This window comes from Pseudoxanthomonas sp. LARHCG66, from assembly GCF_052871755.1.
The window spans coordinates 117,737-130,668 of the sequence record NZ_JBIXJW010000002.1; the positions used below are offsets into that span (position 1 = coordinate 117,737).

The 12,932-nt window shown below is 68.5% G+C and carries 8 protein-coding genes; 5 read left to right on the plus strand and 3 right to left on the minus strand.

The window, feature by feature from the left end; genetic code table 11:
* Positions 1-51: 51 nt before the first annotated feature.
* Positions 52-2,196, minus strand: coding sequence for a RelA/SpoT family protein (locus ACIPRS_RS07450; RefSeq protein WP_446538095.1), 2,145 nt, complete (start codon positions 2,194-2,196; stop codon positions 52-54).
* Between the two features lie 71 nt (positions 2,197-2,267).
* On the opposite strand from ACIPRS_RS07450, the gene ACIPRS_RS07455 reads away from it, so the two are divergent.
* Positions 2,268-2,786 carry a hypothetical protein gene (locus ACIPRS_RS07455; RefSeq protein WP_192201962.1) on the plus strand — a complete coding sequence of 173 codons (519 nt, stop codon included), beginning with the start codon at positions 2,268-2,270 and terminating at the stop codon, positions 2,784-2,786.
* A 20-nt stretch (positions 2,787-2,806) separates the two neighbouring features.
* On the plus strand, positions 2,807-3,283 hold the full coding sequence (locus ACIPRS_RS07460; RefSeq protein ID WP_446538096.1) for a hypothetical protein: 477 nt from the start codon (positions 2,807-2,809) through the stop codon (positions 3,281-3,283).
* Positions 3,284-3,298: 15 nt separating this feature from the next.
* On the opposite strand, the gene hrpA is transcribed toward ACIPRS_RS07460, so the two are convergent.
* Complete coding sequence (hrpA, locus tag ACIPRS_RS07465; protein WP_446538097.1) at positions 3,299-7,423, minus strand: ATP-dependent RNA helicase HrpA; 4,125 nt, start codon at positions 7,421-7,423, stop codon at positions 3,299-3,301.
* A 90-nt stretch (positions 7,424-7,513) separates the two neighbouring features.
* On the opposite strand from hrpA, the gene ACIPRS_RS07470 reads away from it, so the two are divergent.
* From ACIPRS_RS07470 to ACIPRS_RS07480, 3 genes are all read left to right on the plus strand, one after another.
* On the plus strand, positions 7,514-8,068 hold the full coding sequence (locus ACIPRS_RS07470; RefSeq protein WP_337731406.1) for a Dps family protein: 555 nt from the start codon (positions 7,514-7,516) through the stop codon (positions 8,066-8,068).
* Between the two features lie 252 nt (positions 8,069-8,320).
* On the plus strand, positions 8,321-10,114 hold the full coding sequence (gene recQ / locus ACIPRS_RS07475) for a DNA helicase RecQ (protein ID WP_446538098.1): 1,794 nt from the start codon (positions 8,321-8,323) through the stop codon (positions 10,112-10,114).
* Between the two features lie 103 nt (positions 10,115-10,217).
* On the plus strand, positions 10,218-10,670 hold the full coding sequence (locus ACIPRS_RS07480; protein WP_446538099.1) for a hypothetical protein: 453 nt from the start codon (positions 10,218-10,220) through the stop codon (positions 10,668-10,670).
* Here the strand turns inward: ACIPRS_RS07480 and ACIPRS_RS07485 are convergent.
* Positions 10,667-12,847 carry a glycoside hydrolase family 3 N-terminal domain-containing protein gene (locus ACIPRS_RS07485; RefSeq protein WP_446538100.1) on the minus strand — a complete coding sequence of 727 codons (2,181 nt, stop codon included), beginning with the start codon at positions 12,845-12,847 and terminating at the stop codon, positions 10,667-10,669. The genes ACIPRS_RS07480 and ACIPRS_RS07485 overlap by 4 nt on opposite strands.
* Positions 12,848-12,932: the final 85 nt, after the last annotated feature.

A 12,932-nucleotide genomic window follows, 5' to 3' on the forward strand; every position in this document is an offset into this window, starting at 1 on the left:
TCCGTCCGGCGTCATGGTGGTCTTCGCGGGTCACGCCCGCAGCATAACCAGTCAGCCTGAACGTCGTGCGTCTTCAACGCCCGGCAACGCGTCCAACTTCCCCAGCAATGTCGACAGTTGGCCGAAATCGGCCACCTTCAGGCGCAGTCGCAGATGAACGCGCCCGTTGGCGCGGTTGCCCTGGCTGTTGATGTCCAGCACGTTGGCTTCTTCCTGCGCGATCAGCGTGGTGATGTCCTTGAGCAACCATTTGCGGTCAAGCGCGGTGACCTGCACGTCGACCTCGTAACCGCCGCCCGCCTGCCCCCATTCCACCGGCAGCACCCGCTGCGGACTGGCCGCCGCGAGCCGGGCGAACGCCGCGCAATCGGCGCGGTGCACGGTGACACCGCGCACGCGGGTCAGATACCCTGCGATGGGTTCGCCCGGCACCGGCTGGCAGCAGCGCGCCAACTGCACGAGCAGGTTGCCCACGCCCTGCACGGTGAACTTCGATTTGCCTGGTGCAGCGACTTTCCTCGGAGGCCGGCGCAGCGGCAGCGACGTTGGGTCGGGCTCGACGGCGGCGCGCTGCTCCTCGTGCAGCGCGCGGCCCACCTGGTGCGGCCCCACGTCGCCGAGGGCCACTTGGATGTAAAGCTCGTCGACGCTGTCGGCATGGAACTTCTTCGCCGCGCCGGTCAGGTCGGCGTGGTGCAGTCCCAGCCGCTTGAGCTCCTTCTCCAGCAGCTCACGCCCGGCCTGCAGATTGCGTGCCCGGTCCAGCTTGTGGAACCAGGCCCGCACCTTGTCGCGCGAGCGCCCGCTGGCCAGGAATCCATTCGCCTGCAGCAACCAGTCGCGACGCGGCTCCGGTTCCTTCGAGGTCAGTATCTCGACACGGTCGCCGCTGCGCAGCACGTGATTGAGCGACACGATGCGGCCATTGACCTTCGCGCCGCGCGTGCGGTGCCCGACCATCGTGTGCACGTGATATGCGAAGTCGAGCACGGTGCCGCCCTGCGGCAGGTCGACGACCTCGCCCTTCGGCGTCAACGCGTAGACGCGGTCCTCGACCAGCTCCGCATCCAGGTCGCCCGCCAGCGCGCCGTCGCCGGCGGCACCTTCGGCCGCCCCGTCCAGCAGCCGGCGCATCCAGGCGATCTTGCGATCGAACGCATCGCCACCGCCCTTGCCTTCCTTGTATTTCCAGTGCGCCGCCACGCCCAGCTCGGCCTGCGCGTGCATCTCGTGCGTGCGTATCTGCACTTCCAGCGTGCGGCCTTCGGGGCCCACCACGGCGGTGTGCAGCGACCGGTAGTCGTTGGCCTTGGGCCGTGCGATGTAGTCGTCGAACTCGCTGGGAATCGGCACCCACAGCGCATGCACGATACCCAGCGCGGCATAACAGGCAGCCACATCGTCCACGGCGATGCGTACCGCGCGCAGGTCATAGAGCTCGTCGAACGCCACCTGCTTGCGCTGCATCTTCCGCCAGATGCTGTAGATGTGTTTCGGCCGCCCGCTGACATCGGCACGGATGCCGTTCTCGCCAAGGGCGGCGCGGAGCGCTTCGATGACCGCGCCGATGTAGCGCTCCCGGCCCATCCGCTTCTCGTCCAGCTGCGTGGCGATCTGCTTGTAGGTCTGCGGCTGCAGGTACCGGAACGCCAGGTCTTCCAGCTCCCATTTCAGCTGCCAGATGCCGAGCCTGTTCGCCAGCGGCGCGTGGATGTCGCGCGTGAGCCTGGCCAGCGCCTGGCGTTCCTCCTCCGGCAGGGCGCCGGCGGCGCGCATGCGCGCCAGTTGGCGGGCCAGCAGGATCGGCACCACGCGCAGGTCCCGCACGATCGCCAGCAGCAGCCGGCGCAGGCCCTCGGTATTCACCCCGCGCGCCTGTTCCGCGTGCAGGGCCCACACCTGCGCCGCAGCGACCTGGCCTTCCAGCAGATCGGCCAATCCGGGCGCAAGTCTGGCGACAGCGGGCTGCACGGCCGGCAGCCCATGCAGGATCGCCGCGAGGATGACATCGCCATCCGCGCCCAGCGTCGTCAGGGTATCCAGCGTGTCCGCCAGCACACCCACCGGATCGGGCATGCCCTCGCCGGCGCCCGGTGCGGCCGAGGCATCCGCGAGCGCACGTCGCAGCGGTGCAGGCAGCGCCTCCAGGGCGGGCCTCTGCAGCAGCGTGGCGATGTCGGGATCGGGGGGGGGCATCGGGATTCGGCGTGGCGGTCAGTCGCCGCCAGAATGACTACACTACCGGCCAGTCGCCCAAGGGAACAACCATGAAGATGAGCCGCTTGTTTCTGTCTGTCGCACTACTGGTGGCCACATCGCCGGTATTCGCGCAGGACGCCGCGAAGGACGCGCACCTGGGCAAGCTGCGCGAGGCGATGACCGACACGGAGTTCAAGGCGGCCGGCCTGGACAAGCTCAGTCCCGCCGAACTCGCAGCGCTGGACGAATGGCTGCAGCGTCGCGTCGGCCAGCAGACGGCGCAGGCCGTACAGCAGGCCAAGCAGGAAGGCCGCAAGGAAGTTGAGCAGGAGACGCGCGGCTTCTTCGATTTCGGCACCGCCGAACCCATCAAGAGCACCATCGTGGGAGCCTTCACCGGCTTCGCGCAGGGCCGCCAGTACACGCTCGCCAACGGACAGGTCTGGGAGCAGGTCGAAGCGGTCTCCCTGGCCGGGGTGCGTCGCCAGGACCCCACCGTGAACATCACGCCCTCCCGCTTCGGCAACAAGTGGTTCCTGAAGATCGACGGCTACAACACCGCCGCCCCCGTCCGCCGCATCAAGTGATGCCCACCTCGAGGATGCCCATGCGCCCGATCCGTCTTTTCCTGCTCGCCGCACTGTTCGCCGCCACCCTGCCCCTGCAGGCTCGCGAGTACGTTGCCATCGAGAAGCGGCTGTCCGCCGACCAGATGAAAGCCACCGGCCTGGACCAGTTGACCGGGCAACAGCTCGACCTGCTCAACCGCCTGCTCAGCGACGACCAGCAAGCCGTCGTGAAGGCCGCACGCGAAGACAGCGCCACGAAGGTGCGCGGCGCTTCGTTCTCGGACGAGGGCGTCAAATCCATCTCCAGCGCCCTGGTGGGCGAGTTGCGCGGCTGGACCCGCGGCACGGAGTTGACCCTCGCCAACGGTCAGCGCTGGCGCGTCACCGAGGGCGACTACACCTCGATGAAGCGCATCTCCAACGCGAACGTGACCATCACGCGGGGACTCGTGGGCGGCTGGTACCTGCAGGTCGAGGGACATGTGCCCAGACCCAAGGTCACCCGCATCGACTGACGCCCGCGACATGCATCAACCGCGCAGCGCCTGCAGGCGCTGCGCGAGCTTCTTCGGCGACACGCCCGCGCGCGCGCCAAGCTCCTGCGCGAACACGGACACCCGCAGCTCTTCCAGCTCCCACCGCAACGCCTGCCAGCCGGCGTCATGCGCCACGCCGGACGCATAGGCGCCCTGCAAGGCATCCACGAAGGGTTTGAGTTCGAGCATCCGTGCCTGGTCACGCGCCGGATCGCGTTTGGCACGTTCGGCACGCAGCGTCATCGCCTTCAGGTAACGCGGCAGTTGCGCCAGCGCATCGGCGGGCGTCTCGCGCAGGAAGCCCGGATGCACCAGCGCCGCCAGTTGCTCGCGCAGGTCATCCAGGTTGCCGCGCGCCCACCCCATCAGCGGCGCCTCAAGCTGCGGCTTCAGTTCCGCCACCGCGGACAGGATCGCGTCCGCCAGTTTCAGGCGTTCCATCGCTTCGCCGAACAGGCGTCTGCCCGCCTCGTCACGCCGCTGCTCGAAGCCCGGTCGGTCGCGGATCGCGTCCAATCCTTCCGCCAACACGGCGTTGATCGCCGCATCCACGATGTCGCCGCGCAGGCGCTCCTGCGATTCGATGCTGGCATACAGCAACCCTGTCTTCGGCGACACCGGCAACTGCTTACGCGCCTGCTTCATCTTGTCGGCCAGCGCGAATTCCAGCAGGCGACGCACGCCAAGCGGATGCGCGGCCTGCGCCTGCGCGCGATCGGCGAACACGTGCAGGGCCACGCTGTCGCCGTCATCGCGCAATGCGGGGTACGCGGGCACCCCGGCCTCGCCCGGTACCTGCAGCGGAATCGGCTGCGCCGGGAAATCATGCAGGCCGGTCGCCGCCATTTCGCTGCCCGCGCGCGCGGCGAACGCCTGCCCGGCGCGATCACCGAAGCGCGCACGCAAGTCCTCGAGATCGCGCGACTCGGCCAGCACGCGGCCTTCACCGCCGCCTCGCGGGTCTTCGCGCAGCCGCAGGTTCATGCGCAGGTGCGGCTCCAGCGCGATTTCGTCGAAATCGATGGCGGCGACCGCCACGCCGGTGGCGCGGGAAAGGAATCGCGCGAGTTCGCCACGCACATCGTCGGCGCTCGGCTTCGGGAACGCCTCGAAGAACGCCCGCGCAAAATCCGGCGCCGGCACGTAGTTGCGCCGCATCGCCTTGGGCAGGCTGCGGATCAGGCCCGACGCCTTGTCGGCAACGAAACCCGGCGCCAGCCACGACAGGCGCGCGGGGTCGAGCGCATTGAGCAGGTGCAACGGCACCTCCAGCGTCACGCCATCATCGGCTGCACCCGGCTCGAATCTGTAGTGCAGCGGCAACCGTGCATCGCCGAGGGCGAAATACTTCGGATAGCGATCCTCTTCGCTGCCCTCGCCGGGCAACAGGTCCACGAGCGACCAGTGCAATGCGCGGCGCTTCTCCACGGGCAGCGCCTTCCACCACGCATCCAGACCGGCCGCGGAATGGATGTCCGACGGCACGCGGTCCAGGTACCAGCGGGCCTGCCAGTCCTCGTCGGCCACCAGGCCGGCGCGGCGCAGCTTGGCTTCTTCCTCGCGGGCCTGCTCCAGCGTCTTCAGGTTGTCGGCCACGAACGCCGCACGCGTGTTGATTTCGCCGGTGACCAGGGCCTGGCGCACGAAGATGTCGTGCGCCTCGCCCGGCGCGATGCGGCCGTAGTGCACGGGCTTCTTCGGCGCCAGCACCAGTCCGAACAGGCTGATCTGCTCGGAGGCCAGCACCTGCCCCTGCGCGCGCGACCAGTGCGGATCGAAATGCTTGCGCAGCAGCAGGTGCGGCAGTTCGGCGATCACCCAGTCCGGTTCGATCGCCGCCAGAGTCATGCCCCACACCTTCTGCGTGTCCAGCAGGTTGGCCGCCAACAGCCACGGCGGCGGTCGCTTGGACAGCGCCGACCCGGGAAACGGCAGGAAGCGGCGCTGGCGCGGCGCTTGGAAGTCGCCCTTCTCGGTGCGATGGCCGATCTGCGTCGGCAGGCCGGCGATCAGCGTACGGTGCAGGGTCTGGTAGGCGCTGGCGCGCGCGCGTTCGCTGTAGCCGCCGGAGGCCGGCACCTGGTCCTGCTGCGCACGCGCCGCCACGGGTGCAGGGGAGGCTTCGGCCTTGCCTTCTCGCGCCAGGCGCGCGGCGCGGTGCAGCTGGCCACGCGTCGCCTTCACCGCGGCGGCGGTGTCATCGCGCACGACCGGCGCACGGCTGCCGTCCAGCAGCGGCGCCATCGAGGCATCGGCGTCTTCTTCCTTCCAGCCCAGCTCCTCGCACAGCAGACGCAGCTGGCGATGCAGCTCGCGCCACTCGCGCATGCGCAGGAAGCCCAGGAAATGGCGGCCGCACCAGTCGCGCAGCTTCGACTGGGTCAGGTCTTCATGGGCCTGCCGATAGGCATCCCACAGGCGCAGGACACCGACGAATTCGGAGCGGCCATCGGCAAACTGCGCGTGCGCGGTATCCGCCGCGCCGCGCGCATCGGCCGGACGCTCGCGCGGATCTTGGATCCCCAGGAACGACGCGATCACCAGCATCGGCCGCAGGCAGCCGGCCGCCTGCGCCGCCACCAGCATGCGGGCCAGCTTGACGTCCACCGGCAGCCGCGCCATCTGCCTGCCGATGGCGGTCAGGCGGCGCTCGCCGTCGATCGCGCCAAGCTCGGTCAGCTGCTGCCAGCCATCGGCGACGGCGCGTTCGTCGGGTGCTTCCAGGAACGGGAAGTCCTCGATCCGCCCCAGGCCCAGCTGCAGCATGCGCAGGATCACCCCGCCCAGGCTGGAACGGCGGATTTCCGGGTCGGTGAACTCGGCGCGGGACTGGAAATCGGCCTCGGCGTACAGGCGGTAGCAGATGCCTTCGGCAACACGGCCACAGCGCCCCTTGCGCTGGTTGGCGCTGGCCTGCGAAATGGGCTCGATGTGCAGGCGATCGAGCTTGTTGCGCGTGCTGTAGCGCTTGACGCGGGCGAAGCCGGGATCGACCACGTAGCGGATGCGCGGCACGGTCAGCGAGGTCTCGGCCACGTTGGTCGCCAGCACGATCCGACGGCTCGGTCCCGGGTTGAACACGCGGTCCTGGTCCTGGTTGGACAGGCGCGCGTACAGCGGCAGCACTTCGGTTTGCCGGTACTTGCGCCGCTCCAGCGCCTGATGCGCATCGCGGATCTCGCGTTCGCCGGGCAGGAAGACCAGCACGTCACCGCGCGCATCCAGCCGGATGATCTCGTCGATGGCGCCGACGATGGCATCGTTGACCGTGCGGTCGCCGCCGCGGTCTTCCTCGCCCTCGTGCGCTTCCCCTTCCAGCGGCCGGTAGCGGACTTCCACCGGGTAGGTGCGGCCTTCCACGCTGATCACCGGCGCATCGTCGAAGTGGCGGGCGAAGCGTTCGGTATCGATGGTCGCCGAGGTGACGATGACCTTCAGGTCGCGGCGCTTGCGCAGCAGCTGCTTCAGGTAACCGAGCAGGAAGTCGATGTTGAGGCTGCGCTCGTGCGCTTCGTCGACGATGATCGTGTCGTAGGCCGACAGCCAGCGGTCGCTGGCGATTTCCGCCAGCAGGATGCCGTCGGTCATGAACTTGATGTGGGTGTCCTCGCCGACCTGGTCGTTGAAGCGCACCTGGAAGCCCACACCCCGGCCGAGCTCGGTCTTCAGCTCTTCCGCCACGCGTCGCGCCACGGCGCGTGCCGCAATGCGGCGCGGCTGCGTGCAACCGATCATGCCGGCCACGCCGCGCCCGGCCGCCAGGCACAGCTTGGGCAGCTGGGTGGTCTTGCCGGACCCGGTCTCGCCGGCAATCACCACCACCTGGTGATTGCGGATCAGCTCGATGATGCGTTCGCCCTCACGGGCGATCGGCAGCGACTCGTCCAGCGTCACGGCCGGCACGGTGGACTGGCGGCGCTCGCGGGTGGCGATGGAGGCATTCAATGCCTGTTCGAAGGCCTGCCGTGCGCCCGCATCGGCCGGCTTGCCCTGCCAGCGTGACCACAGTCCGTGCAGGCGGCCGCGGTCGCGGCTCAGGGCGCGATCAAGCGATCGCCGCGCCTGCTCGAGAACGGCGCGGTCGGGGCTGGCAGGGGAAGGGTCGCGGGAAGTCGTCATCTTTACAGCAAGCGCTTGAAACTTTTTGCTCACGCCACATGTTCTAGTGTGTCTATTGTGCCGTCTCAACCCACCCTCAGGAGAATCCGCATGGCCAAGCCGAAGACCAAGCCCGCCAAGACCAAGGCCGCGCCCGTCACCGCTCCCCTCGCATCGGCCCCTTCGGCCCCGAATATCGATATCGGGATCAGCGGCGGCGAACGCAAGAAGATCGCCGACGGCCTGTCGCGTTTCCTGGCCGACAGCTACACGCTTTACCTGAAGACCCACAATTTCCACTGGAACATCACCGGCGCGATGTTCAATTCGCTGCATACGATGTTCGAGACGCAGTACACCGAGCAGTGGACGGCGCTGGACGAGATCGCCGAGCGCATCCGTGCCCTGGGCTTCAACGCGCCGGGTTCGTACCGCGAGTTCGTCAACCTGACCTCGATCCCGGAAGAGCCTGGCCTGACCGACAGCGCCGACTGGCGCGAGATGGTCCGCCAGCTGGTGATCGGCAACGAGGCCGTATGCCGCACGGCGCGCAAGGTGCTGGACATCGCCGACGACGCCGACGACGCCCCGACCGAGGACCTGCTGACGCAGCGCCTGCAGACCCACGAGAAGTACGCCTGGATGCTGCGTTCGCTGTTGCAGTAACCGGAGCCCGAGTGAAGCGCGAGACGCCCGGCTGGTCCGGGCGTTTTGCTGTCAGCCTCTTCCGGCTGTCGATTCCCTCTCCCTAATGTCGAACCCCTCTCCCTGCTGTTGGGCCCCTCTCCCTGCGGGAGAGGGGCTTGATCTCGTCCTGCCCAAACCCGGATGAATTCCTACCCCGCGGCACGCTCGTTTCCGATCGCTCCCGACACCATACAAGCAGGCTGCCGCACCCGCTCGCGGTATCCTGTCCCCATGTCATCCCCCGCACTTGAAACACTGCAGCGCGTCTTCGGTTACAGCGCCTTCCGTGGTCACCAGCAGACCATCGTCGAACACCTTGCCGCCGGCCACGATGCCCTGGTCCTCATGCCGACCGGCGCCGGCAAGTCCCTGTGCTACCAGGTGCCGTCGCTGCTGCGCGAAGGCACCGGCATCGTCGTCTCGCCGCTGATCGCGCTGATGCAGGACCAGGTGGACGCCCTGCGCCAACTCGGCGTACGCGCCGCTTTCCTGAACTCATCGCTGGAAGCCGCCGAAGCCGCACAGGTGGAGCAGGCGCTGCTCGGTGGCGAACTGGACCTGCTGTATGTCGCGCCGGAGCGCCTGCTGACCGGCCGCTTCTTGTCGCTGCTGGACCGCAGCCGGATCGCCCTGTTCGCCATCGACGAGGCGCACTGCGTCTCGGCCTGGGGCCACGACTTCCGCCGCGAATACCTGGAACTGGCCCTGCTGCACGAGCGCTGGCCGGACGTACCGCGCATCGCCCTGACCGCCACCGCCGACCCGCCCACCCAGCGCGAGATCGCCGAGCGCCTGAACCTGGTCGATGCGCAGCGCTTCGTCAGTTCATTCGACCGCCCCAACATCCGCTACACGGTGGTGCAGAAGGACAACGCCCGGCACCAGCTGCGCGACATGCTGCGCAACCACAAGGGCGAGGCCGGCATCGTCTACTGCCTGTCGCGCAAGCGGGTCGAGCAGTTTGCCGACTACCTGGCCGAACAAGGCTTCAATGCGCTGCCGTACCACGCCGGGCTGGATGCCGGCGTGCGTGCGCACAACCAGCGCCGCTTCCTGCGCGAGGACGGCATCGTCATGGTGGCGACCATCGCCTTCGGCATGGGTATCGACAAGCCCGACGTGCGCTTCGTCGCGCACGTGGACCTGCCCAAATCGATGGAGGGCTACTACCAGGAAACCGGCCGCGCCGGCCGCGATGGCGAGGCCGCCGAAGCGTGGCTGTGCTACGGGCTGGGCGACGTCGTGCTGCTGAAGCAGATGATCGAGCAGTCCGAGGCCGGCGAGGAACGCAAGCGACTGGAACGGCGCAAGCTGGACCAGTTGCTGGGCTACTGCGAATCGACCCAGTGCCGCCGGCAGGTGCTGCTGGCCGGCTTCGGTGAAACCTATCCGCACGATTGCGGCAACTGCGACAACTGCCTGAGCCCGGCCGAGACCTGGGACGCCACCGAGGCCGCGCAGAAGGCGCTGAGCTGCGTGTACCGCAGCGGCCAGCGCTTCGGCGTGAACCATGTGATCGATGTGCTGCGCGGGAGCCAGAGCGAACGCATCCAGCAGTGCGGCCACGAACACCTGACCACCTACGGCATCGGCAAGGACCTGGATGCCACCACGTGGCGCAGCGTGTTCCGCCAGCTGGTGGCCTGCGGGCTGCTGGAAGTGGAGGCCGAGTTCGGCAGCCTGCGCCTGACCGAAGGCAGCCGCGCCGTGCTGAGGGGCGAGCGGCGCCTGCAGTTGCGCAAGGAACAGCGCGAGCGCCGCGAACGCGAGCGTGGCCCGCGCAGCGGGCTGCCGGTGGAGGCCGCGGACCTGCCGCGCTTCCAGTTGCTGCGCGACCTGCGGGCGCAGCTGGCGCGCGAGCAGAATGTGCCGGCCTACGTCATCCTCCACGACAGTACCCTGCGCAACATCGCCGAACTGCAGCCCGCCACCCTGGACGAACTGGGCCGGGTGGGCGGCATCGGCGGGGCCAAGCTGGAGCGCTATGGGCAGCGCGTGCTGGAGGCGCTGGCTGCGGCGGGCTGAAGTTCCCGCCCGTCCACCGCCGCCATCAGCCGGCATTCAATCCACGGCTGTTAGGTTGCCATGCAGGTCCGCCATCCGGCGCACCACCGCTCCGGGATTCCCCATGAAGACCCTGCCCCTCGCACTGCTGGCCCTGTTGACCACCGTGCCCGCGTGGGCGCAGTCGAGTGCGGAGGCATTGGACCTCAGCCTGCCGCAGGCAGCGGCCTACGCCAAGGATCCGCCCGGCACGTGGTACGGCGACACCCGGCCGACGCGACCGAAATCGACGGCACCTGCGACGCCCGTCGACCCCTGCGTCTGGTACGGCGATGACGACGGCGACGGCGTCTCGGGCAGCGTGACCACCGGCATCGGCTACAGCAAGGGGCACGGCCGCAGCACCTACAACGCGGTCAACCTCAACCTGTGCAAGACCACGTACAACGACGAAGGCAAGCCGCGCACGTTCAACTTCAACATCAACGTCGACCGTTATGACGGTCCCGGCGGCTACTACGGGCCCTACGATGCCTATCCCGGCGGGCCGATGATGCGCGGCACGCCGCGCCGCTAACGCGGCAGCAGTTCGAAACTCACCGCCTCGCCAACGGCGCTTGAGGGCGCCACCCACAGGTCGAACAGGCCGGGCTCGGCCACCGGACGATTGTCGACCCCGTGGAATTCCACATCGGCACGGGTCAGGGTGAACTCCACGTCCTGCGATTCGCCCGCTGCCAGCGTGATCTTGCGGAAACGCTTCAATTCGCGCACGGGCCGCACGCGGCTGGCGGTACGGTCGCGCAGGTAGAGCTGCACCACTTCTTCTCCCTCGCGCATGCCGGCATTGGTGATGCGGGTGCGGATGGTCAGCGTGTCGTCCCAGCCGAGCGCTCCGGTGCTGAGCTGCGGTACACCGTAGTCGAAGCGCGTGTACGACAAGCCGTGGCCGAACGGATACAGCGCGGCGTGCGTCACCTCGCGCCAGCGCGTCTGGAAGGCGCGGGGCGTGCCCGGCACGTTGGGACGCCCGCTGGCGGGATGGTTGTAGAAGTACGGCTGCTGGCCCGCGTCCTGCGGGAAGCTCACCGACAGGCGTGCGGACGGGCTGTAGTCGCCGAACACCACGTCGGCCACCGCCGGCCCGGTCTGCGTGCCGAGGAACCACGTGACCAGGATCGCCTGCGCATCGCGTACCGCGCCCTCCAGCGCCAGCGCGCGGCCATTGCGCAGCAGCACCACGACCGGCGTGCCGGTGGCGGCCACCGCCTCCGCCAGCGCCTGCTGCGGGGCAGGCAACACGATCTGCGTGCGCGACTGCGCCTCGCCGGAAAACTCGTGCGGCTCGCCCACGGCCAGCAGCACCACGTCGGCACCGCGCGCAGCGGCGACTGCTGCGTCGATGCCACCGTCGAAGGCCTCCTCGATGCCGCTGCCCGGCACCACCGTCAGCGCGGATGGATCATCCAGCGCGGCGAGCAGCCCGGTTTCCAGATCGATCATGCGCGCTGCGTCGCCGAAGATGTTCCAGCAGCCACCGAGGTTGGCCGTGTCCTGCGCAAACGGACCGATCAGCGCGATGCGCTGGCCGGACTTCTTCAACGGCAACAGGTCGCCGTCGTTCTTCAGCAGCACGATGGAGCGCCGCGCGCAGTCCCGCGCCAGTGCATCGTGCACGGGGATGTGCGACTGGTCGGCTTCGCGTTCCGCATCCAGGCAACGATAGGGATCGTCGAACAGGCCGACGGCGGCCTTCACGTGCAGTACGCGCCGCACCGCCTCGTCCACTTCGGCCATCGTCAGCCGGCCCTGCTCGACCAGCGTGGCGACATGGCCGGCATAGATGCCGCTCTGCAGGCTCATGTCCAGGCCGGCCGACAGCGCCTTCTGCGCCGCGTCGGCTTCGTCGCTGGCGTAGCCGTGCGCGATCAGCTCCAGGTCCGAGGTGTAGTCGGAGACCACGAAGCCCTCGAACTTCCATTCGCCGCGCAGGATATCGGTCAGCAGTTCGCGGTTGGCCGAAGCCGGCACGCCGTTGATGTCGTTGAACGAGCTCATCAGCGTCAGCGCGCCGGCGTCGATGGCGGCCTTGAACGGCGGCAGGTGCACGTCGCGCAGCGTCTGTGGCGCCATGTCGACGAAGTTGTAGTCCAGGCCCGCGGAGATGGCGCCGTAGGCGGCGAAGTGCTTGGGCGTGGTCAGCAGCGAATCGGGGGCGGTCAGGTCGGCGCCCTGGAAGCCGCGCACGCGGGCGGCGGCGAATTCGCACGTCAGGTACACGTCTTCGCCGGAAGTTTCGGCCACGCGGCCCCAGCGCTGGTCACGCGCGATGTCGACCATCGGCGCAAAGGTCCAGTGGATGCCGGCGGCGGTGGCTTCCTTGGCGGTCGCGCGCGCGGTGCGTTCGGCCAGGTCCGGCTCGAAGCTGGCGGCTTCGCCCAGCGGAATCGGGAACACGGTCCGCATGCCGTGGATCACGTCGGCGCCAAGCAGCAGCGGAATACCCAGCCGGCTCTCTTCCACCGCGATGCGCTGCGCCTCGCGGCCTTCCGCCGCACCCACGCCATTGAACAGCGCGCCGACACGGCCACTGCGGATCTGCTCGCGCACCTGCTCGGCATCACGGGCGAAGGTTTCCGGATTCACCTCGAAGGCGAACGGCCGCAGCGCATCGGCGAAGGCGCCGAGCTGGCCGATCTTCTCCTCCAGCGTCATGTCGGCGATCAGGCCCTCAATCCTTCGCTGATGCGGCATGTAAGCGATCCTCCCGGGAACGCGGGTGTTACGGGGAAGCCATTATGAAAACGTTTACAGTTACGGTCAAACCCGCCCGGACCCT